This is a genomic window from Mycolicibacterium fluoranthenivorans, from assembly GCF_011758805.1.
In the GTDB taxonomy this organism is placed as follows: domain Bacteria; phylum Actinomycetota; class Actinomycetes; order Mycobacteriales; family Mycobacteriaceae; genus Mycobacterium; species Mycobacterium fluoranthenivorans.
The window spans coordinates 237,522-259,831 of the sequence record NZ_JAANOW010000005.1 but is presented as its reverse complement, the minus strand read 5'-3'; the positions used below and the strand labels follow the sequence as shown (position 1 = coordinate 259,831).

The 22,310-nt window shown below is 64.8% G+C and carries 17 protein-coding genes and 1 tRNA gene; 9 read left to right on the top strand and 9 right to left on the bottom strand.

Annotated elements, in window-relative coordinates; genetic code table 11:
* Position 1 precedes the first annotated feature (1 nt).
* A complete protein-coding gene (locus FHU31_RS30125) occupies positions 2-739 on the bottom strand; it encodes a response regulator transcription factor (protein ID WP_234901774.1) in 738 nt (245 codons plus the stop codon).
* Positions 740-976: 237 nt separating this feature from the next.
* Here FHU31_RS30125 and FHU31_RS30120 point away from each other — a divergent pair, with 237 nt between their 5' ends.
* The 3 genes from FHU31_RS30120 to FHU31_RS30110 all read left to right on the top strand — a co-directional run bounded on the left by FHU31_RS30120 (position 977) and on the right by FHU31_RS30110 (position 5,203).
* Positions 977-2,539 carry a sensor histidine kinase gene (locus FHU31_RS30120; RefSeq protein ID WP_272953499.1) on the top strand — a complete coding sequence of 521 codons (1,563 nt, stop codon included), beginning with the start codon at positions 977-979 and terminating at the stop codon, positions 2,537-2,539.
* A gap of 1,248 nt (positions 2,540-3,787) precedes the next feature.
* Complete coding sequence (locus tag FHU31_RS30115; protein ID WP_167164900.1) at positions 3,788-4,405, top strand: hypothetical protein; 618 nt, start codon at positions 3,788-3,790, stop codon at positions 4,403-4,405.
* Positions 4,406-4,816: 411 nt separating this feature from the next.
* Complete coding sequence (locus FHU31_RS30110) at positions 4,817-5,203, top strand: hypothetical protein (RefSeq protein WP_167164898.1); 387 nt, start codon at positions 4,817-4,819, stop codon at positions 5,201-5,203.
* A 67-nt stretch (positions 5,204-5,270) separates the two neighbouring features.
* Here the strand turns inward: FHU31_RS30110 and FHU31_RS30105 are convergent, their stop codons facing one another.
* The 4 genes from FHU31_RS30105 to FHU31_RS30090 all read right to left on the bottom strand — a co-directional run bounded on the left by FHU31_RS30105 (position 5,271) and on the right by FHU31_RS30090 (position 10,143).
* Positions 5,271-7,070 carry an FAD-dependent monooxygenase gene (locus tag FHU31_RS30105; RefSeq protein ID WP_167164896.1) on the bottom strand — a complete coding sequence of 600 codons (1,800 nt, stop codon included), beginning with the start codon at positions 7,068-7,070 and terminating at the stop codon, positions 5,271-5,273.
* 3 nt (positions 7,071-7,073) lie between these two features.
* Complete coding sequence (locus FHU31_RS30100) at positions 7,074-7,712, bottom strand: VOC family protein (RefSeq protein WP_167164894.1); 639 nt, start codon at positions 7,710-7,712, stop codon at positions 7,074-7,076.
* 66 nt (positions 7,713-7,778) lie between these two features.
* On the bottom strand, positions 7,779-8,738 hold the full coding sequence (locus FHU31_RS30095; protein WP_167164892.1) for a fumarylacetoacetate hydrolase family protein: 960 nt from the start codon (positions 8,736-8,738) through the stop codon (positions 7,779-7,781).
* A gap of 142 nt (positions 8,739-8,880) precedes the next feature.
* A complete protein-coding gene (locus tag FHU31_RS30090) occupies positions 8,881-10,143 on the bottom strand; it encodes a PucR family transcriptional regulator (RefSeq protein ID WP_263987975.1) in 1,263 nt (420 codons plus the stop codon).
* Between the two features lie 650 nt (positions 10,144-10,793).
* Between FHU31_RS30090 and FHU31_RS30085 the strand changes: the two genes are divergently transcribed.
* Positions 10,794-12,128, top strand: coding sequence for a PE-PPE domain-containing protein (locus FHU31_RS30085; RefSeq protein ID WP_167164889.1), 1,335 nt, complete (start codon positions 10,794-10,796; stop codon positions 12,126-12,128).
* Positions 12,129-12,244: 116 nt separating this feature from the next.
* Here FHU31_RS30085 and FHU31_RS30080 read toward each other — a convergent pair whose 3' ends face one another.
* On the bottom strand, positions 12,245-12,907 hold the full coding sequence (locus FHU31_RS30080) for a TetR/AcrR family transcriptional regulator (protein ID WP_167164887.1): 663 nt from the start codon (positions 12,905-12,907) through the stop codon (positions 12,245-12,247).
* Between the two features lie 104 nt (positions 12,908-13,011).
* Complete coding sequence (locus FHU31_RS30075) at positions 13,012-14,916, bottom strand: acyl-CoA synthetase (protein ID WP_167164885.1); 1,905 nt, start codon at positions 14,914-14,916, stop codon at positions 13,012-13,014.
* 473 nt (positions 14,917-15,389) lie between these two features.
* Here FHU31_RS30075 and FHU31_RS30070 point away from each other — a divergent pair, with 473 nt between their 5' ends.
* The 3 genes from FHU31_RS30070 (at position 15,390) to FHU31_RS31320 (ending at position 18,839) form a co-directional block, all read left to right on the top strand.
* Positions 15,390-16,925 carry an alpha/beta hydrolase gene (locus FHU31_RS30070; RefSeq protein WP_234901749.1) on the top strand — a complete coding sequence of 512 codons (1,536 nt, stop codon included), beginning with the start codon at positions 15,390-15,392 and terminating at the stop codon, positions 16,923-16,925.
* Positions 16,926-17,032: 107 nt separating this feature from the next.
* Entirely contained in the window at positions 17,033-18,328 is a 1,296-nt protein-coding gene (locus FHU31_RS30065) for an MFS transporter (protein ID WP_208411592.1), read from the top strand.
* A 46-nt stretch (positions 18,329-18,374) separates the two neighbouring features.
* Complete coding sequence (locus FHU31_RS31320; protein ID WP_208411591.1) at positions 18,375-18,839, top strand: hypothetical protein; 465 nt, start codon at positions 18,375-18,377, stop codon at positions 18,837-18,839.
* Between the two features lie 234 nt (positions 18,840-19,073).
* Here FHU31_RS31320 and FHU31_RS30055 read toward each other — a convergent pair.
* Positions 19,074-19,146 (bottom strand) — tRNA-Arg (locus tag FHU31_RS30055).
* 426 nt (positions 19,147-19,572) lie between these two features.
* Here FHU31_RS30055 and FHU31_RS30050 point away from each other — a divergent pair.
* Positions 19,573-20,436 (top strand): hypothetical protein, encoded by an 864-nt coding sequence (locus tag FHU31_RS30050; protein ID WP_167164883.1) that lies wholly within the window; start codon positions 19,573-19,575, stop codon positions 20,434-20,436.
* Positions 20,437-20,497: 61 nt separating this feature from the next.
* Here FHU31_RS30050 and FHU31_RS30045 read toward each other — a convergent pair whose 3' ends face one another.
* The gene (locus FHU31_RS30045; RefSeq protein ID WP_167164881.1) at positions 20,498-21,148 is read right to left on the bottom strand and encodes a TetR/AcrR family transcriptional regulator; all 651 of its coding nucleotides are present in this window, start codon (positions 21,146-21,148) and stop codon (positions 20,498-20,500) included.
* Positions 21,149-21,256: 108 nt separating this feature from the next.
* Here FHU31_RS30045 and FHU31_RS30040 point away from each other — a divergent pair, with 108 nt between their 5' ends.
* Entirely contained in the window at positions 21,257-22,300 is a 1,044-nt protein-coding gene (locus FHU31_RS30040; RefSeq protein ID WP_167165179.1) for a DUF7064 domain-containing protein, read from the top strand.
* The last annotated feature ends 10 nt before the right edge of the window (positions 22,301-22,310 follow it).

Below are 22,310 nucleotides of genomic sequence, written 5' to 3'. Positions count from 1 at the left end.
GTCACCTCGGTGCGTTCCCGGTCTCGATCTGCTTGTCGGACGAAGTTCGGCTCGTGGCCTCGTCGAGGGCGGGTTTGAGGATGTAACCGTTCAGCCGCAGCGTATGGATCATCGGCGCCCCATCCTGATTGATCTTCTTGCGCAGACTGGACACGTAGAGTTCGACGATGTTGGGGCGTCCCGAGTATCCGTACGGCCAGACCCTGGCCAGTATCTGCTGTTTGGTCAGCAGGCGGTGCGGATTGCGCATGAAGTAGCGCAACAGCTCGAACTCGGTGTACGTGAGTGCGAGGTCACGCCCGGCGCGCGTCACCTCGCGACCTTCCTCGTTGAGCACGAGGTCGCCGACAACGATATCCGGCAGACCGCCGTTCACTCCTGAAGCCGCGCGCGACAACAGGATCCGCAACCTCAGCGAAAGCTCCTCCACCGAGAACGGTTTGGCCAGGTACTCGTATCCGGCGGCGAACCGGGCGAGCCGCTCATTGGTTGATCCCGCCGGCAGCAGCATGAGTACCAGCAGTGCCGGTTGATCGTGACGCAAGGTGCGCAGCAGTGACAACGCATCCGCGTCGGGAAGGCGGGGGTCCAGAATCGCCACGTCGAACCGGTGTCTGCGCGCCAGTGACAGTGCTTCGGCCGCGTCGTGCGCGGTGAGGACGTCGGCACCCTCCCAACTCAGCATGATCGACACGATCTCCGCGGCCACGCGGTCATCGTCGACGACGAGCACGGTCATCGGAGAGCTGCCGACTCCCAACGGACGTTCCCGCGCCTGCCGCCCGAACGAGGTCGGAGTGCTGTCGAAAACGCGTGGCATCATGGCGTGAGTGTCGGGCGCGCAAATCTGCGAACGCCTTTGGAAACCTATGAGGACGTTAGGAATTGACGTCCGACAGAGAATTCAAAGCTGGGACCTAAGTTCGGCATAGTTTTGTGCTAGCTGGGTGAGTGACGATCTGCGGGTGAGAAAGTCATGAGTTCCGCGTCTCACACAAAGATGGCCGACCTCGACCATGGATTGTTCTGGCGCGTGCGGCACCCGAGCAGCTGGTCACTCCGAGTACGTTTGCTGGCGGCGCAAACAGTGGTGTTGGCGTTGGCCTGCTCGGCAATCGGCGCCGGCGTGCTGTTGGCACTGGACCGCTTCCTGATCGACCAGCTGGACGATCAGGTGGTCGAAGCGGGTTGGCGATCCTCGATGTTGTACTCCCTGGGCCCACCACCGGTGATGCCGGACGAACATCGACCGTCAGGGCCCGGTCCGTTCTTCCTCAACGCTCCGGGACAGGCCAGCGGCACGCTGGGCGCGGTGTACCACAACGGACGGTTGCTCGATGCTGCGGTGATCACCGACAGCGGGAGCCTGCGAGAGGTGACTCCGACCGCGCGCGAAGAACTCGCCGGGATGATCACAGCGGGCCCCGAGTCGCAGGTCATCGACGGACTGGGTCGATATCGCCTGATCACCACACCGGGCCTCGGCGGTGAGGCCATCATGACCGGGCTGCCGACACGGCCGGTGGACGACACGCTGTTCGCGGTGGTCGGCATGCTGACCGTGATCGGTGTGGTCACGCTGACGGCCGCGATTGCTGCCGGGGTGTTGATCTTGCGACGTCAGCTGGCACCACTGTCGGCGGTGGCGACGACGGCGCAGCGGATTGCGGACTCCGAACTGGATCGTGGCGAGGTGACACTGCCGAAGGCGCCGAACGCGGGCACAGCAGGCTCACGGTATACCGAGGTCGGCAGGCTGAGTGCAGCCTTCGATCGAATGCTGCACCGGATCGGTGAGGCGATGTCCGCCCGGCATGCCAGTGAGACAAGGGTGCGGCAGTTCGTCGCGGATGCCAGCCACGAGCTACGCACGCCCTTGGCGGCAATTCGGGGCTACACCGAACTTGTTCAACGTCAGCATGATCCGTCACCCGATCGATTGGCGCACGCGATGAGTCGGATCGACTCAGAGGCCAAGCGAATGTCGAGGCTGGTGGAAGATCTGCTGCTACTGGCCCGGCTGGATGCCGGCCGGCCGCTTGAGCATGAACCTGTCGATCTGTCCGCCCTGGCGATCGATGCGGTCAGTGATGCCCACGCTGCGGGACCGGGCCACCAGTGGGATCTGGAACTGCCGGAAGAACCGGTCGTCGTGACGGGCGATGTGGGCCGGCTGCATCAAGTGCTCGCCAACCTCCTGTCCAACGCCCGCGTGCACACCCCCGCCGGCACGACGATCACCACCGTGCTGGCCCAGGGATCCGATGCCGTGACCATCAAGGTCGTCGACGACGGACCGGGGATTCCGGCAGAACAGCAGGCAGAGATCTTCGGCCGATTCGTTCGAGGCGACAGCTCGCGGTCACGGCGCGGCGGCAGCACGGGTTTGGGGCTGGCCATCGTCTCGGCGGTCGTGTCCGCTCATGGCGGATCGATAGCCGTCGACAGCGTTCCGTCCGCCACAACGTTCACCGTGACGTTGCCGCTTCGCAGTGACCTGTCGCCGCAGCAGCAGAAGGTGGAATCTGCCTGCAACTGAGGGTATTCCGAAGGCGGGTTTGGTGCAGGCCGCAATGCACCAAACCCGCCTCACCTGCTCACAAGAAGGGAATGGGCAACCCGAACGGCCCCGGCGCCGGACCAGGTCCGCCCAGCATCGGAGGCGGCGGCGGACCGGCGCACGGCAGTAGCGGGATGCACAGCCCGGGGCCGGGTCCGGGCCCGGGTGGCCCGGGCGGTCCTGGGAATGCCGAGGCAGTGGCGGATCCAAATCCGACCGCGCCCAACGTGAGCGCGCCGAATATTCCTGCGGTACCGGCAATCAGCCGAGCACGTGTCTTTACGCTGCTCATGAAGTGCTCCTTGTTCTCGATTCGGTGTGGACGTGAGGAACGCTATGGGATCAGCGTGGGTTGTTGTCTGGCTCAGCCTGAGAATCCGATATGTTCCGAAACAGGCTGTGTGCTAGCTACTTCCGAACTTGCGGACAGCCCGTGCACAGGCGAGGCATAGTGCGCATTTCGTGATGCTGCCGTGGTGCCGATGTGACTAAGTGCTACGAAAGTCGCTGCTGTGCAATTGGTGTCGAATTTTGCACAACCACCTGAAAGGAAATGCGATGCGCGATCGAAGAAGTAGTCTGCGCGGTGCCGTAGCAGTCTGTGACGGCCTGGCGCTGGCCGGACTGGGGTTCGGCGCGGGAGTGGCCAGTGCCGCCCCGCCGCCTCCGCCGGGACCGGGTGGCCCGCCCGCGCCCGTGCGCTGTGTGCCTCTGCTGCCCTGTCCGCCGGCACCCAACCCGCCTCCGCCGGGACCGGGTGGCCCCGGCTGGCGCTAGTTCGGCTGGTGTGGTGTACGCCGTTTTCTCGGCGTACACCACACCATTCGGCCGTCGATCTGCCGGGGAGGGCAGATCGCGCGAGCGCAAAACCCACATGGAAATCACAGCGCACCATGGCAGGCGCCAAACTCGTGTCGCTAGTTTGGTTGTCGTCCAGATGATTTGACGAGAGGGTGAGATCTTGACCGTAAAGCGTAACGTACGTCACGTCTTTGGTTCTGCCGTGCTGATCGCGGGGTTGAGCACGGCGGCGCTGGGTATCGGAGCGGGTGTCTCGAACGCAGCTCCGCCACCCCCGCCTCCACCTCCGCCGTGCGGATCGCCGATCAATCCGTGCCCACCGCCGCGCTGAGCGGAGTCACTTGGCCGGGCCGCTGTGCGAGTTGGTGATTCGCGCACAGCGTCTCGGGTATTCGTTCGCCGAATTCGTTGGGTTAGGAGTGAACCATGGCCAACTCGTCGGGCCGCTATGTGGCGGCTGCGCTGGCCGCCTTTACACCGTTGACGGCAGTCGGGGTGATCACAGCTGCTCCCAGTTCGGCGGACTGTGTGACCGGGCAGTCGGAATTCAACGGCAACTGTGTTTCGTCGACGTGTAAGAGGAGTGAGGTGCGCGACGCGGGTACCGGCGAGTGCCGTAGCGCGCTGTCCGCGGCGCTCGGCAAGGCGCAGGCTCCGGCCGTTGCGAGCGTGACCACGCAGCAATGGAGTGATGCCGCGCAGGTGGCGCAGCAGGGTGGCCGGATACCGTCCGGGATCGGAGCGACCAAGGACGTGTTCAGTGTGGTCAATTCGGCCATCGATATCCCGACCAGCATCGTCGGCGGGATCAGTGACGCCGCCGACGCTGTGTACTACGTGAGCAAGGCGTTGGGTTCGGTGGGCGGGAGCAGCGGAACCAGCACCGCCAAGACAAGTGTGAGCGCACTGTCGACGGTTGCCGATGCCGCGCAGTCGGTGTCGTCCCCCACGCTCGTCAAGGTGGGACTGCCGAAGATCGGCGTACCGAAGTTGTTCCAGAACTGTCTACCGGTCAAGTTCGCATTCTTCAGACCCTGTATTTGATGGCGGGATATCTGAGCGTGCTTGTCGCCGACTCGATGATCGATCAGCCGGGTATGTCGCGATAAGCCCGGTAACCAGGGGAATTATGTAAATTCTGTTCACGCTCTGGTTCTTAATATCCGGCTATTTCAGACATCTCGACCTGGCACGCTTCATCTCGTGATCACTGACGTCCGGCATCGGGGCGTGTGGATGCCTGCCCACGCGTTGCACGACCCCGAGTCGACCATGCGGATGGCGGAGTGGCTTCGTCACAGTGTGGCGAATATGAACAGGCGTGTGCTCGTCACGCCTCAGCGTCGAGAGTCCCTCGACGATATGCCGCTGCTTCGTGCGCTCTCGCAGGGGACTGCGCGTCGCAGAGTGTGCCGGCTCACGGATTGGGAGTGGGGTAGCGGCCCGGTGGTTCTCGTGTGGCCGGACGACCGCTGGCTGGAACGCGCTGTTCCCATGGCCGTTCGGCAGACACTCATCGTGCTCGAGAGAGCCGGCTGCGTCGATTTTCGAGGGTGGGCGACCGCGGCGAGGGCCTACGATCCGTCCACTGGACGGACGATGCCCCCGTTGGGTGATCCGCTGCGTCGCCAATTCGTGCGGCTGTTGTCCCATGACTTCGAACTTGCCGGAAGCGCGGTCCGCGGCAGTGATCGGGAGCGCCCGCAGCGGCATCTGCGCGATCTGATCGATGCGGGTCTCGATGAGAATTTTGTCGTGACCTACGCACTTGCCCTCGATCGCAAGATCCCGGCCAAGCAGATCCGCGAACATTACCGGGCCGCCGCGGCCGGTCGATCCTGACGGTGGGCTTCCCACACTGCGATTAGTCGACCGCGTCGGGGTCCTTCCGCGACGCGGGGAGGCGTTCTCAGACGGGGCTCCGAAGACTCGGGGCGTTGCCTCGGTACAGAGGTGCCCATGCGTCGCGCACGAACCTCTGCAGCTGCTCGGCTGCATCGAGTCCGGTGCGGCTGCGCCACACGACGTGGCCGTCGGGGCGAACGAGCACTGCGCCGTGTTCGCCGATTTCGAGGAGGTCCAGCATCGCGTCACGGGTATCCGGGCTGGGCGGGGTCAGTGCGGTGACCGTGACGGGCACATCCACCGGCCGGTGCCGCGTGCTCGCGGCCCACGCGTGGGGGTCGCCGGTGAACAGTGTCAACCCGGTCGGGCTGATCAGGTGGTGCAGGGGTCGGATGCTTCCGTTGTCGTCGAGTACGAGGGTGTGCGGCAGTCGGGCGCCGGGGTGCGTACTCGGGTGATAGCGAGACACGTCGCCGGCCGGGCAGGGGCCCTCGGTAGCGGTGTCGATCAGCGGACTGTCGTAGGCGTAACCGAATTCCAAACCGCTGGCCACGAAATGTTCCAGCTGTCCGGGGATCTGCTCGGCCATGCGCCGGCGCAATCGCTGGCTTCGGTTGCCCTGCTGCAGGAGTCGCTTGGTCCGTGACGTCTGAGCGGTGGTCAGTGTATCGGCGATCGTGGCTATGGCGCGGTCGGGAATCCAAGATAGCCACGGCTTTGTTATCAGCTCGGTGGCCAGATGCAGAGATCGGTTGGTGATGCCCAGGGGTGCTGTGACCTCGTCAAGCTTGAAGTGGTTGGACGTGCTCTGCTCGGCGAATCGGGTCACCACCGGCCGGCGTTCGGTTTCGTAGGTATCCAACAGTGAGTCGGGGGCCCCGTCGGCGAGTACCGCGGCAAGCTTCCAGGCCAGGTTGTGGGCGTCCTGGACGCCGCTGTTGAGGCCGAAGCCACCGGTGTGCGGAAAGCGATGTGCCGCATCGCCGATCAGGAGCAGTGGTCCGCGGCGAAAGCTCTGCGCCATCTGCGAGGTCATGGTCCACGTGCCGGTGGATCGGATTCCGTAATTGCTCGTGCCGAGGACGTGGGGCAGTTGCCGGTCCCAATAGTCGCGACTGCTGCGTGCGATGAGCTGAGCGGGGTGAAGGTACGGCGTCATCAACACGTAGTCGTCGTCGGCGTGGGCGATCATGACTCCGCTGAAGCGGGGGTGATAGATCCAACTCAGCAACGGGCGGTCGGCGCCGTCAGCATAGAGCTCCGGCGCGTGGAAGAAAACGCTGCCCATGTTGGCCAGGACAGGCCCGGTCATGGCGATGTCCGCCGCCTCGCGCAGGGAGCTGTTCGCGCCGTCGGCGGCGATGATGTAGCGCGGTGTTTCGTTCTGCGGCATCGCATCAGGTGACTGCAGCGACAGCTGATCCGCCGTCATGACGGCGTGCCAGCCGCGGCGGAAGTCGATCAACGCCTCGCCCTCGAGAGCTTTCCACAGCGCCGGCATCAGCAGGTGCTGACCGATGTGGGAGATCAGGAACGGGCTGTGCGAGCGGACCTCGGCGAGTTGCTCGGGTTCGGAGAGCAGATCGATTTCACCCAACGGTGCGGCGTGGACGTCGGTGCACCACCGGATGATGTTGACCGTGTCGATCGACGGGGTGATCACCTCGAGGTCGTGTACCAGCGTCGGTGAGGCCTCGTTCCAGATCTCCAACGTGCGGGCGTTGACGACGTGCGCGGCGGGGTGCAGTCGCGTGTCGGTGCGCTGTTCCACGACGGTGCTGGCTATCCCACGGCGTGCCAGTAGTAGGGCGAGGGTGCAACCGGCTGCCCCGGCGCCGACGATCACGATCTGTTCAGTGGCCATGGATCACAACGTCTTCCACGTGAGGGTTTGCTTGTTGGCGCGCGGCTTGGTTCCTGGGCGGGTGCCGGCGCCGGGCTTGAGCAGATCGGTCTCCGAGGTACCTGCGCGCAGACGTTCGAGCAGATAATCGGGATCGACGTTGACGCCGATGGGGTTGTCGGCGAACTCCTTGCTGTTGAAGTAGTCCGCGGTCAGCTGGGCGCTGGGGAAGTTCTCGGTCTGGAACTCCAGGCGAATACCCTCCGGGTCCTCGTAGTACAGGCTGGTGGTCGGTCCGTGGTTGATCGACCAAACCGGGGTGATTCCGGCATGTTTGAGACGTTCGTAGGTCAACAGCAGGCGGGTCACGGAGGCGAAGGTGAACGCGAGGTGGTCGATGCCGTAGGTCTTGCGGCGGAACCGGGCAAGCGGGAAAGCGTGCCGCAGGGGTGCCGGTAGTTTGATCAGAGCGAGACGGTGACTCTCGCCGTCCCAGGTGAGAAACGCGATCTGCGAATCCTCGTGGACCACTCGGGCATCGAATACGGTTCCGTACCAGGCGATCATCTCGGCGCTTCGAGCGGTTTTCACCACCCAGTGCGCGATGAAGTCGGGCACCAGACGATCCGGGTTTTCTTCGAGATCCGTTGGTGCAGTGGACATGTCTGGTCGAATTGGGGTCGATGGTTGCGGCTGGCTCGGCGGGGTGCTCACAGGGCTTCGTCCTTTCTAGGCCGACGGGGCAACGATGGTGGTCCGTTGGGTGCCAAGGTCCACAGAACCGCTGGGATTGCGGATCGAGGCGCTGATGACATCGCCGGGTTTCAGATAGGGCTTGCGCTTGTTCATCTTGATGAACGAGGCCCAGAGCTTGTCCTCGGGCAGTAGCGCAGTGGCCAGCCGGCGCACCAGTGGCGGCGGTGAGGTCGCCACACAGCCGTGCGGGGTGCCGGTGAGCAGCACATCGCCCGGGCTGATGTTGCAGAATTCGGTGAGCTCGGTCAACGTCTCCGCCGGGCGGTAGAGCATATTGGCGGTGTTGTCGCGTTGCCGCGGTGCGCCGTTGACGTCCAGCCGCAGTTCCAGATCGTCGAGCAGGGAGAAATCCTGGGGTTCGAGCACTGCCAGCACTGGTCCCAGGGGGCAGAAGCCGCGGTAACTCTTGCCCTTGAGGAATTGGCCCTGGGGCAGTTGTACGTCGCGGGCGGACAGGTCGTTTCCGATGGTGATACCGAAGACGTATTCGTGCAGGTTGTCGATATTGATCGTCGTCGGTGCACTGACGGTTCGGCGCATCACCAGGGCCAGCTCGATCTCGTAGTCCAGGAGTGCGACATGGGCCGGGCGGGTGACCTCGGCGTGCGGGCCGGTGACGGAGGCGTCGGTCTTGTCGAAGAACAAGTTGAACGCACGTTCGTCCGGGTTCATACCGGACTCGATCGCATGTTGGCGATAGTTGGCTCCCTGGCACATCACTCGACACGGGGTGGTGACGGGGGAGAGCGGCTCGACATCGCTGAACGCAAGGGATCCCGGCTTCGCGCCCGCTGCGCGCCAGTCGGCTTCGCCGTGCTCGATCAGCTCGGCGGTGTGTTCGTAGTCCCCGTCGAGCGGGGAGAGGGTGGCACCGTTCAGTACGCCCCAGGCGGCGCGGTGCTCGTCGTGAAAGCGGACGAGGTGGACGACCACGTGTTCTCCTCGGTGTCGGAAAGTTGGGCAGTGGCTGTGTCGAGTCAAGGCGGAGAAGCGCCCATCAGCTCGGTGTTCCATCCCAAACTCGAGAAGGAAAATTGGACTTCGATCCACATGGTCATGGCGTCCACGCGATCGCTCAGCCTGAGGGGCTCCGTGGCAGGACGGCGGTGCCGATCTCCTCGGCGAGCGTGAGGGCGGCGTGCAGCTGCAGGCGGCGTTCGGTGGCGGGACGCCCGCGCAGCTGCTCAGCTCGCTGCACGCGATAAGCCACCGTGTTGCGGGCGACGTGGAGGTGTTCGGCGGTCCGGGCGAGGCTACGGTCCCGATCCAGGTAACACCTGAGCGTGTGGCGCATCACGGCCACGGATTCCTGGTGTCCGGCCAGCTCGCCGAGCTCGCGCACTACGAATTCACTGGCCGCTTGTAGGTCGGCGCTGAGCATGGCGACGATATCGAGCTCGTCGTAGCGAAGGAGCCACTCGCCGCGTGTCGACATCGAGCCGATATGAGCGGCATCGCCGGCCTGCTGGTGGCTGCGGCGAAACCCGTCAACGCCGATTCCGGGCAGTCCGGTCGCCACCCGCACGCCCGGCGGAGGTGGCGTCGGCATCGCATCGGCTGGACTCGGTGGTCGGGCGGTGCGCGATCCCCACGCCCAGACGCGGTGACCACCGACCGGTAGCAGCAGAGTGGACACGCAGCCCGCAGCGGCCAGCACGTCAGCAGCGGCGGAGGTCAGGTGGACCGGATCATGAGGCGCCGCATCGTCTGTCCAGACGATGACCGCGAGATGCCACCGGCTCAGGTCATAGCCGAGGACTCGGGTCGCTCGGTCCGGTGACGCGCCGCCATCACCGCTGAGGATGTCCTCGACGATCTCCATGCGCAGAGCCGCCGAGCTGGTCAACCAAGCCTGGTGGGCGCGGGTGTACTCGGCAGCCATGCGCTCGGTCAGGAATCCGACCACGCCGAACAGGAGTTCACTGACGCGCCGCATCTCGGCAAAGCGCTGGCTTTCGGGAAGTACCCGATCTGCGGCGTCGAGGATGACTTCTGTTGCGGTTGCGTGGGCAACCTGGATGCTGCGCAACATGTGCTCGATGCCGATTCCGCGTGCCACCACTTCCATCGGACCGGACAGGACCTCGGGCGTCACCATCGCTGTCACGTCTGCATCCTGTGCGAGCGCTGTCAAGGTGCCGATCGCTGCCGCCTCGCATCCTTTGCGCACCTCCGTGGCGATCACGTCGACCGCCAGTTCCGGGATCGCTGCGGTGATGTGGGTGGCCATGGTCGCGCCGAGTTCCACTGCCCAGCCCGCGGGGCCGGGACCCAGCAGGGCGGTGAGTTCGTCGGCACGTGCGGCCAAGACTGCCGACGCCACACTCTGTGCAGCCACCGGTTCGAGCTTGGTGAGCCACGACCGCCGCATGTGGTGACCAGCCTTTCAGGGCTGAAGGAGTACCCGACACTCGTCGTTCAGAGCATTGCCGCGATATTGTTCAGGGGCGCAACGAGTTCGGTCACCAGGATCTTCTCTACGTGTTTGTCCTGGGGTCGAACAGCAGTGCGCCGGCCATGTCGACCGTGATGGTGGCGACGAGCTTGCTGTCGCCGTCTGGCGCGCTCTGGATGTCGCTCTTGCTGAGGGTGCTCACATTCGCGACCCTATCCCGATGCTGACTTACAGGCAATGACTTGAAGTCAGCTCATGTGCCGACCCCTCGGCGCGGGCGCGTGGACGACACGCAGGTGAGCGGGGGCGTGACGGAGGTCTCGTCGAAGCCGATCTGCTGCAGAAGGTTTCGGTAAGCGCGGGTATGCGCACCGTGTTATTTTTGCCGCGTCAATATCGGTACTGGTGTGCCAAAAAGGATGGGTCGCATGTCGATGCTTCTGTGCGCCGGAGCGGCCTTGTGTTGACAGCGCGACTGATCCGCCTCCTGCCCGCGACCTCTGGGTTTCGTGAGTGTGCGAATCCTGCCGTGGCATCGGTGGGAGCCACCGGAGCGGACGCTTACCGCCACTGTGACAACGGAAGGTTTCCTCGTGGACTCCAAGTCGCGCATCATCGCTGCGGGTTTCGCTGCCATGCTCCCTTTCGTCCAGGGTGCCGCGCCGGTGGCTGGAGCCGCGGTCGCCGGCAGTCCCGACATCGCCGCGTTCTATCTCCAGGGCACGTGCCTGTGTACTACCGTCCCCGTCGCCCAACAGGCGTTGGGACTTGCGGACGGGTACCTCGCTGAAGCCGGCCCCATCACCGGAATCGGTTATCCCGCAGGCCTGCTGTTCGCACTGGACTCGGCGATCGGTGCCACCGGTGTGAACTCACACCTGGATGCAGTCCCCGCCGGCACCAAGATCACTCTTGCCGGTGTGAGTCAGGGCGCAATCGTGCTGGACTACGTCAAGCAGTCGATTGCCCTGCGGGTCGCTGCGGAGCGGCCCCCGACGGAACTGACCTTCGTGACATTCGGTGATCCGATGAACACCACCGGCGGCATCGTTGCCAAGAATCCGCTGCTGTGGCTGTCGGTGCCGCCGGGACTACTGCCCACACCGTACGACACCACGGAAATCGTTCGCGAGTATGACGGTATCGCCGACTGGCCGGACCGATTCAATCCGTTGGCGGCCACGAATGCGGTGATGGGGGTGGCATTCGTACACCCGGACTATGGTGCCGCCGCCGACCCGAGCACACCGGGCACGCTGAAGACCGTGACCGTCAACGCGGCCGGTGGCACCACCACGCACTACGTCATCCCGACCGCAGACTTGCCGATCACCGCGCCGCTGCGCATCGCCGGCATCGACACCACCGTCGCCGACAAGTGGCTACGCCCGTACATCGACAGCGCCTATGTCCGTCGCCCCCAAGTCGTTCCCGACACCACCGCCGAGAAACCTGCATCTGCATCGTCGCCGCAGGTGGCAAGCGCTGCTGTGTCGGCCGCCGACACGGCAGCCCCGACACCCGCAGTATCCGTTCCCCAACGGATTTCGCCAGCCGGCGTTGATTCCGACATCGGGACCGGTGCGGCCGACGTCGTTGTACGGGCGGGGGTCCACGAATCCGCCGCGGTGGCCGAAGATAGTGGCGCCAGCGCGCGCCGATCACCGAAACGCCTGTGGACGAAGGCGTTCGGTCGGCTCACCAGCTGGCGCAAGCCCAGCGTCACCGGTGGGGGCCGATCGGATACGGCCCGCGACGTGACGGGAACTGACAGCACACCTACCGCGGCGTCGTCGCGATCGGCATCAACGATTTCGGCTGAAGTCCAGGAACATCGCCGCAGTGGTTCGGACAGCTCCGCCGCAGACAAGACCGCCGGAACGGCCGAGAAGCCGGTGCACGCCGCGGGTGAGCCCGGCGCCGACTGAAGTCCCCGCGGCAGCAGCTCATTCCTACCGCCGAGCTGTTCTCCGCCGTCGGATTTCATTCCGGCGGAACGATATTCGGAAGTCACCCGGTCGGGATCTTGAAGCCGAGCCAGTCGCTACGCGGCCGACCCCGCGTCGTTGCCTGATGTGAGGTCGGGAAGTGCCTGCGTCGTGAGGCGTTCGGCCCGCTTGGCGGTGACACCGAACATGCGCAGGACGTCACGCGTGACGTCGTCGGCGGTTTGGGCGTCGTCGCGGTCGGGTTGATCGAGCAGGAGTTGTCCAAGTCCCAACAGCGCGCCGCCGGCAATGGCGAGGGCGATGTCGGGATCATCCACCTGGAAGCGGCCCGCCTCGGACGCGGCGACGATATCGCGTTTGGCGCGGGGGGCCAGCCCACGGTCCGACGACAGCAGGGAGACTCCGATGGACAGCATGATGCGACTCTCTTGTGGCTGGAGCCGGAAGAGTCGTCCACACAGGCGATATCGGCAGGCGAATCGCTCTGCCGGATCGCTCAACGACTCGGTGAGTCGATCCAACAGTTCGCCCTGGGCATCGAGCACATCGGCGACCGCGGCCGCGAACAGCTCCTCCTTGGACCCGAAGTGGTTGTAGAACGACCCCATTCCGATATCGGCGGCCTGGGTGATCTCCAAGATCGGGGCATTGAGCTTGCCCGCGGCGATGAACTCCTGCGCCGCTCGAAGCAGGGCTGCCCGGGTGCGCTGTTTTTGTCGCTCCAGCCGATTCGGTACCGGGATCTGCCTGTCGCTCACTACGCCCACCTCCACGTCGCGGCAAGTCTATGCGATGGCAGTCAGTTATGACACTTTCGTCAGATGAGGAGGTGTCGCATGGCGGAGCGGCAGGTGCGGCGGTGTCATCCGTGACGTGCCTCTATCAGCCACGCCGTCGTGAACTGGTCGAGAACCGCGGCGACAGCGTCGCGGTCCGCTGACGAGTCGACGGTGACGGTCACCACCGGGGCGCTGCCATCCATCGCGGCGGCCACGTCGGCGATGCCGGGTAGTTCGGCCAGCGCGTCGAGTGCGGCGCTGCGGGCGGCGTCGACGCGCAGCGGAAGTTTGTACGGTTTGCCGATCGCGGTGAGCGGCAGGTCCGGAACGACGGTCACGAGTTTGGGCGCGGCGGCGCGTTCGGGCACCCTGGCCGTGGCCCAGCTGCACAGGTCCTCGGCGGATACCGCATCCGGAGACGTCAGCGTGACGTATGCGACGGGCACTTCGCCGGCGTGGATGTCGGGACGTCCCACGGCGGCGGCTCCGGTGACGTCGGGATGGGTCAACAGAGCATCCTCGATCGTGGTCGGGTCGATATTGTGGCCGCCGCGGATGATGAGATCCTTTGCGCGGCCGCGGAGGTGGACGAAGCCCTCCGCGTCGACCATCGCCAGGTCGCCGGTGTCCAGCCAGCCGTCGACGAGGGCGCCGAGACCGTCGAGCCGGAATTCGTCGCCATCGCGTCCCACCACATAGCCGGGGAACACGCACGGCCCGGAGATGACGAGGTGTCCGACCTGGCCCGCGGGCAGGTCGTGTCGGGTGCCGTCGTCGTCGATGTCGACCGCTTTGAGGTGTTGGTAGGGCAACCGCTGGCCGACGGCGCCGTCACGGGGCAGTTCGGTGAAACTGCGGACGCTGGCGCAGGTGGCCTCGGTCAGTCCGTACCCTTCGAGCAGCTGCAGTCCAGTGTGCTCGGCGAATTTGGTGCGCACCGACGGGGGCAGTGCCGAGGCGCCCACCAACGGGTACCGCAAGCTTGAGATGTCCGCATCGACGGGGCATTGCGACAGCACCGCGTAGACCGTGGGCACCGCACTCATCGCGCTGATCTGGTATCGCTCAACGATTTTCCAGAAGTTGCCATAGAGCAGCGGATCGCGGTAGCCCAGCGGGCCGGCCCATACCGCGGACTGGCCGCGAAACAGCGGTGCCAGCAGGGTGACCACGAGCGCGTTGACGTGAAAAAGAGGCAGCGCGGCGAAGACCACCGAATCCTCGTCGAGGGCGGTGTTGGCGGCGATCATCCAGGCGTCGGCGACCTCATTGGTGTGGGTGTGGGCGGCCAGTTTCGGTGCACCGGTGGTGCCACCGGTGTGAAAGACCGCCGCCAGGTCGGTGCCGGCGGGCGGGATTCCGGTGAACTCGGTGCCGTCGAAGTCCATGGCGAGCGCGTGCAGCGGTCCGATGGTGAGCCCGTCCATCCCGAGGGGCTCGGGCCTGCTCACCGTTTCCCCGGTTGGTGCCAGCAGGAGCACGGTGTCCACGACCCGCGCGGTGGCCAGTTGTCGAGCGGTGGCCCAGATCGCGGGGTCGAGTTCGGGGCCGGCCGTGATGAGGACGCGTGCGCCGGAGCGGCGTAGGAGTTCGGTGATGTGATCGAGCGACAGGGCGGCGTTGATGGGCGCCGCGACGCCGGCGAGCTGGGCAGCCAAGGTGGCAGTGACCAGTTCCGCGCAGTTGGGAGCGATCAGAGCGACCGTGCTGTGACGATCAACTCCCCAGTGGTGCAGCAGGTTTGCCGTCCGGTGCACGTCGGTCAGCAGCTGTCCGAAGCTGATGGACGTCGGCTCCTGCCAGCGGTCGCCGTCGGGAAGTACCCGTAGAGCGGTGCGGTCCGGCCACAACGTGGCGGCCCGGCGCAGCAGGGCATAGGTGGAGACTGGGAGTCCGCGTTCAGCAAGCGGGACCGCCTCGATGTCGGCGATATCGGCGGGCTCGGCGTAGCGCGGCCACAACACGTCCTCGGTATGCGTTTGGTTCACGCGTCTCTGACCTCCATGCGTTGCCGTCTCGGAGCGGGGTGTATGTCACTGTGAGCACCCGCGTGCGCCGTGATTGCGGCTGCTCCTTCGGTATGAATGACGAAATCGTCACATGCGAGTCAATAGTCAGTCAAGCCATCGTGCGGTTGCTCGGGAAGTGGGCAGGTGACCGGTGGCCTGCCCGCGCTGGGCGCCTGAGCTCATTGACTGACGGCATAGTCGTATATGACGATATCCTCACCGAAGGTGCATCGTGCTCGGGGACAGCGTGACTTGGCAATCTTTGAGCGGCAGTGGACCCGACCGCTACGTGTTCGCGGCCGCCGCCGATGCACGTTCGGTCGTGCCGCCGATGTATGCGGCCTGCGCCGCTCCGTGCGCCGACACTTCGGGGCTGCCGGATTGATGGCGGAACCGACTCGACGCTGATTGGTAATCGGTTGTGGGGGGCCAATTCGTGCGAGTATGGCGCCATGTCGAGGTGGGGGAAGCGTGGGATGGTCGTGGTGTCCGGGATCGTCTGCGCGGTGACGTTGGCGCTGACCGATGCCGTCCCGCCCGCCGCGGCAACCCCCGGGGACATCGCGGAGCCCGGACAAGCGTTGGCGTGGAGCAGTTGTGACGACTGGGTTGACGCCAGTCGCGTGCCGACCGCCCAATGCGCCGCGCTGTCGGTGCCTGTCGATTGGACTGATGCCGCGAATCCGCAAGCAGCACAGGTGCAGTTGGCGGTGATGCGGGTCCCGGCCAGTGGCAAGCGCCTCGGCACGATCATCTCAAACCCGGGCGGGCCGGGCGTGTCGGCCATCGACGTCATGTCCCGATTCGCGCCGAAACTCGCGAAAACCGAGATCGGGCGCCAATTCGACCTGGTGGCCTTCGACCCGCGTGGTGTCGGACTCTCCACCCCCGAAGTGCGGTGCGAGACGGACGCGCAGCTCGACGAAGACCGCGCCGATCCTCAAGTCGACTTCAGCCCGGCCGGCGTCGCGCACATCGAAGATACCGAGCGCCAACACGCGCAGAAATGTCTGGACCGGGTGGGTGCGCCGTTCTTGGCGGGCATGAGCACCGAGAACACCGCGCGCGATATGGACGCCGTGCGGGCAGCTCTGGGGGAGGAGAAGCTCAACTTCTTCGGCTACTCCTACGGCACTCGCTTGGGAACCGCCTATGCCGAACAGTTCCCGGATCGGGTGCGGGCCATGATGCTCGACGGCGTGGTGGATCAGTTCACCGATCCGCTGGCCGACGAGATCGTGTCTGCGGCGGGATTCCAGCAGGCCTTCGACGCCTACGCCAGCGACTGCGCCTCTCAACCGGATTGTCCTCTCGGCGTCGATCCGGCACAGTCCGTCGTCCGCTTCCGGGAACTCGTCGACCCGCTGGCCGACGAGCCTGCCCGTACCGCCGACCCGCGCGGGCTGAGCTATCAAGACGCCATGACCGGTGTCGACGCGGCACTCTACGACTCCGAGGACTGGCCGCGGCTCACCGATGGGCTTACCGCCCTGGCGCGTGGCCACGATGCCGACGACCTCCTCGAGCTCGCCGACGAGTATTCCGAACGGGACGAGGAGGGCCATTACGCCAACCTGGAGGACGCGTTCGATGCGGTGCACTGTGCCGACGACCTTTATCCGAACGATCCAGCTGTCTGGGCTGAGAACGACCGCGCCGTCCGGCGCGCCGCGCCCTACAAGAGCTATGGCGAGTTCACCGGCTTCGCTCCCCGCCCCCTGTGCGTGTTCTGGCCGGTGCAGCCGACCGTGGCGCCACACCCGGTGACCAGCCCCGGGCCTGGCAAGGTCGTCGTCGTGTCCACCACCGGTGATCCCGCGACGCCGTACCAGGTCGGTGTCGACGTGGCTGCCCAACTCGGTGCCCCGCTGATCACCTTCAACGGTGATCAGCACACCGTCGCATTCAGCGGAAACCGCTGCATCGACAAGCCGTTGGAAGCTCTCTTCATCGATCTCACACAGCCACCGGCGGACTTGCACTGCTGAAGCCCGGGCTGGACCGGGTCCCGGTGCCATCTGTGAGTCACCTGATGGCTTCCTGTCTTTCGCAGATGAGCTGTTTGTGATCGCACTTTTCTGGGGACAAAGGTGCGGTGAGTTCAGCCAGTGTGCCCGCGGCGTCGTCCGGCGAGTTGAGACGGTCGTTGCGTGCGCTGGATTGGGTGAACTTCTTCCTCGCCGATGTCCAGGCGGGCCTGGGACCGTTTCTGGGCATCTATCTGATCAACAAGGAGGGGTGGAACCCGGCGAGTATCGGGCTGGTGCTGACGCTGGGTGGTGCGGTCGGATTGTTGTTGAACGCGCCGGCCGGAGCCCTGATCGACAGGACCACCCACAAACGCGGTCTTCTGATGGCGGCGGCCGCGCTGACTGCTCTGGGTACCTTCGTGGTCACGTTGACCCCGAGTCTCGCCGTGGTGACCGCCGCGCAGTTGATGACCGGAATTGCGGCGGTGGTGCTCGCCCCGGTGATCGGGGCGATCGCACTCGGCGTGGTCGGTCCGCAGGCTTTTGCGAGTCGTACCGGGCGGATGCAGGCGTTCAACCACGCCGGAAACGTGGTCGGGTCAACGGTCTACGGCTTGGCCGGCTATCTGATCAGCTTGCGTGCCGGCTTCTGGATCGCCAGCGTGTGCGGGATCTTCGTGGTCATCGCCACGCTGATGATCAAGGGCACGCTGATCGACGACAAACTTGCGCGCGGGCTGACCCCGGAACTGCGTGGCGAGGATCGACCCTCGGGCTTGGCGGTGCTGTTGCGGAGTCGGCCCCTGCTGATGTTGGCGTTGGTGACGATGTTGTGGCAGCTTGCCAACGGCGCGATGCTGCCCATCACCGGACAGAAGCTCGCGCTGGCCAATGCCCATGAAGGGGCGCTGTTTCAGGCGGCGTTGATCGTCGTCGCGCAGCTGGTGATGATCCCGATGGCGATTCTGGTGGGCCGCAACGCAGATCGCTGGGGCCGCAAACCGTTGTTCGTCGCGGCATTCGTGGTGCTGCCGCTGCGGGGACTGTTGTTCGTCCTGGCCGGTGACACGACGTCCATCATCGCCATCCAGGCCCTCGACGGAGTGGGGGCGGGTCTGCAGGGCGCCTTGTTCCCGGTCATGGTGGCTGATCTGACCCGTGGCAGCGGACGCTTCAACGTCGCGTTGGGAGCGGCGACCATGGTTCAGGGAATCGGCGCCGCAGTGTCCACGACGCTTGCCGGCGCGATCATCGTTCTCGGCGGCTACACCACTGCCATGGGTGTGCTGACGGGGATCGCGGTTCTTGCACTGGTATTGCTCGTGATCGGGGTGCCGGAGACCGCGCATCGAGCCGACCGGCCACCGGGACGCAGTCTGGATCCGCCCGGGGATCCGCTCGACGAACCGGTCATGGCATGAGTCCGCAATTCGGGGACCTGGTCACTACGGCGAGAGGACATCGATCGTGAAGGAGCTCCCGGGGGGCGGGGATGCCCACCGCCGGCCGGTGAAGAAGGCCGCACCCAAGAAAGCCGCAGCCAAGAAGGCTGCACCAAAGAAGGCCGCGAAGAAAGTGCCGGGTAAGAAGGCGGCCGCGAAGAAGGTGGCCAAGAAGGCCGCGCCCGCGAAGAAGGTGCCGGGTAAGAAGGCGGCGAAGAAGGCCGCGCCCGCCAAGAAGGCTCCCGGCAAGAAGGCAGCGAAGAAGGCGGCCTCGGGACAGTCCGGAACATCGGCGCGCAGGCCTGCGCTGCCCGCGGCGCCCACCGATCCTCTGGTCATTCTTGGTGTGCGGGAACCTTTTTCGATGGCACAGCTGCGTCGCGCCTGGCGACTCTACGCCGCCACGCACCACCCTGACAGTGGAGGGGACAGCGCCATGTTCAGCCGTGGCCGGGAGGCCTACCTGACGCTGCGGTCGCGCGCGCAGTGAGATCGAGAGGCTCACCCGGATGGTCGAGTGCCGACGCCACCGAACGCTCACGCCGTTCGACCGGTAGCGCTCGGCAATAGTCGCCATCCTTCGGGCGGGCGGACGTGGGATCAAATCCGGACACGTTCATGTGAACGATCAACCGAAGCAACTGACAGACATCAGCCGAAACAACGTCAACCATCAGCCGGAGTAGAAACGTCACCCATCAACCGAGGTCATACAACAAAAGAGTGCCCCCGGCAGGATTCGAACCTGCGACACCGGCTTTAGGAGAGCCGTGCTCTATCCCCTGAGCTACGGGGGCCAGGGACGCTCGAAGCTTACCCAAGCCCCGCTGACAGTCCTACGCCAGCGGCAACTCGGCCGTGACGGTAGGTAGGACGCTGCCACCGCGACCGCGATCTGGTGCGCCCCCGGGCTGGCTCCCTGTCGTGGCTGCGATCGATGGATGGGTGAAGTGCGTTGTAGTGCACGGTATTTCATTGCTCAGCACTGGCGGGTGTGCGCCGTTCGTGACAGCGACCTTCGGCCGTTCTGTCACTCGCGGCGCTCTCGGCCTGATCGGCGCGCGATGCAAACCCTGAGAAAATGATCGTTCTTTCACCATTGAAAACCCGTTCAATTCCAGTTAGGCTCCGAACGTCGTCAATCGTGTGGTCCACGACACACGTAGAGGGTCACCGCTGGCGGCATCACTGACGCATACCGAAGATCTCGGCGAAAGAGAGCTATGACAGGACAAGGCGCTTTGCTGGCAGCCCCGGCAATTCCTGCGCACCCCACGACACCCATGCCGTTCGTGCCGGAGGTCATCTTCACGATCTTTCTCGGCATACCGGTGGTGGTGATGGTGTTCTTCGCGATCAAACACCTGGCGACCGGTCGCGGTCCGCTGCTGATGTATTGCCTGATCGGCGGCGGTATTGCCTGTCTCTTCGAGCCGATCGTGGACACCTTGGGTCTGTGCTACATCCGACAGGATGCGTCCCTCACGACGTTCTCTTCGATGGGGCGCGACTTCCCGTTGTTCATCAACTTCGTCTACATCTGGTACGTCGGCGGCTTGGCGTATCTCGCCTACCGCATTTTCAGTACCGGGGTGACCCGCAAAGCTGTATTCCAGCTCTATCTGATCGACGTCTTCATCAACATCTGGTTGGAGAGTCCCGGCGTGCTCATGGGTGCCTACGAGTACTACGGGCCGCAGCCACTGAACTTCTGGGGCCTACCGCTGTGGTGGGTATGCGTCAATCCGCTGATGCCGTTGACGGCGGGAGCATTGATCTACCGCCTGCGTGAGCACCTGCCGGGATGGCGACTGGCTTTGGTCATTGCATTCATCCCGATGGCCGACGGTATTGGTAACGGTGCCGCCGCCTGGCCGGTGTGGACGGCTCTCAACCTGGACGCGCCGTTGCTGGTCAGCCACCTCGCTTGGCTGGTCACGCTCGGACTCGCGTTGACGTTCGTGTGGGTGTTGTCGTTCGTGGTTTCCCGACCCGATGACGAGGTGCTCATCAAATCGAAGATCGGCGTGCTCAAGGCGGCGATCTTCGGCGTCGAAGGCTCCGGCAAGGTTCCTGTTCGTGTGTGAGGTCGCCGCTCGTCGAGCGGATGTCCGGGCGGCCTGGATGGATGACCGAACTCCTTGCGCTTCAAGCCTGTTCGGAAGCCGCGACCTTGGCCACCACCGTGGCGGCCTCGTCCGGTGTGAGCCCGAGTGCGGCCAGCATGTATTGCGCGAAGGCGCGCTCTGCGTGTGGACCGTGGCGGCCGTCCAGGATCTCGCGGATCAACGCGAATGCCGCTCCTATCACCGCGGTCAGGAGGACGTCGATGTTCGGCACCACGAAGCGGCCGCTGTCGATGCCGCGTTCGACGGCCTCCCGGGCGTAGGGATGTAGCGCCCGGCCGAACAGTGCTTCCGAATGTCCGATATTGGCGATCAGGCGGGCGAATTCCGGCTCGGTGTAAGCCACGCCGACGACTCGCAGGCTGGCAAGAGCCACCACATCTGCCGGATCGGAGCTGAGGTCCTCGGTGGCGACCGTCGCGGCCGCCAGTTCGGTGAGGCTCTCGGTCATGATCGCTTCCAAGAACTCGTCCTTGGACTCGAAGTAGTTGTAGAACGAGCCCAGTGCGACGTCAGCGGTTTCGGTGATCTCCTGGATGCGAAGTCCGGCAACGCCTTTGGCGGCGATAAGGGAGCGGCCGGCATCCAAGAGCTGGCGGCGGGTGCGCTGCCGTTGCCGTTCCGTGCGGGTAGCCGGTTTGTCCTGCGGTGCCACGTTTCGATTCTTCATCATGAATCAATATTCATACTTGATAAGCCATTCATTTGCCGTTAGGTTGATCCGAGTCGGCAGTGAACTGAATCACGATTAGGAAATACTGTGACCTCCAACGCAGCGTCCATGGAACTCCACGTACACCCGGGAGAGACGGATCTGTTGATCCCGTTGCCCGGCTTGCAGGACCTATGGGACCCGCACCTCATCCACACGCACTACTTCGGATTCTCGATCCCCGAAGCGGCAATCGGTGGATTCGTCTACATCAGGTACCAACCCGCATTCCCGCTGTCCCAGGGTGGGGTGTGCATCTTCCAGGGCAACGACAATGTCGAGTTCACCGACATGGCGTACCTCGACTACGAGATCACCATGCCGTGGCCACGTATCGAGAACAACACGATCACGACCGACAACGGACTCCGCATCGAGTTCGTCGAGCCGGGTGTGTCGGCTCGGTTGACCTACACCGCGCCTGATGGACGGCTCCGCATGGACCTCAAGGCCGATGCGGTCACTCCACTGTTGGCGCGTGGACACGTCATGCCCGGCGAGGAAGAACATCACGACCTGGCCCGAAAACCAGGGGGCAGCGAACAATTCATGCAGGTGAAAGGCAATCTGACACTCGATGGCCAGGCGTACGACGTCGACTGTTTCGCCCCTCGAGATCGGTCGTGGCGGCAGGTGCGAGTGGAGCGGCGTGGAGCCGTCGCCAGCCCGCCGGTCGGATGGTCGCCCATGTACTTCGGACCCGACCTGATCTTCAACCAGATCAGTTTCGAGCCACTCGACACCAACCCGCGATGGGCAGGGCTTTACGACGTCGGGGATCGCCCGTCGCACCACTTCGCATGGGTGCAACGCGGCGACGAGACGCGCTCGATCACGTCGGTGAACCGCGACGTCCTCGAGTATCACCCTCGCCTGCACATGGCGACCTGTCAGGAGATCACGGCGCGGGACGACCGCGGAGAGGTCTACCGCTTCCGCGGCGAGGCGATCGCGTGTGCGTCGATTCCCTCTTGGCCCAACGCCTCGTTCCGCGACAGCGTCTACCGATGGGAAGACGGTGAAGGCCGGGTCAGCCATTGCACCTATCAAGAAATCTGGTTCGACATCTACCAACGGGCGATGGCCGAGCGTGCCGCCGGGCCGCGGGTGTGAAGGCAATGGC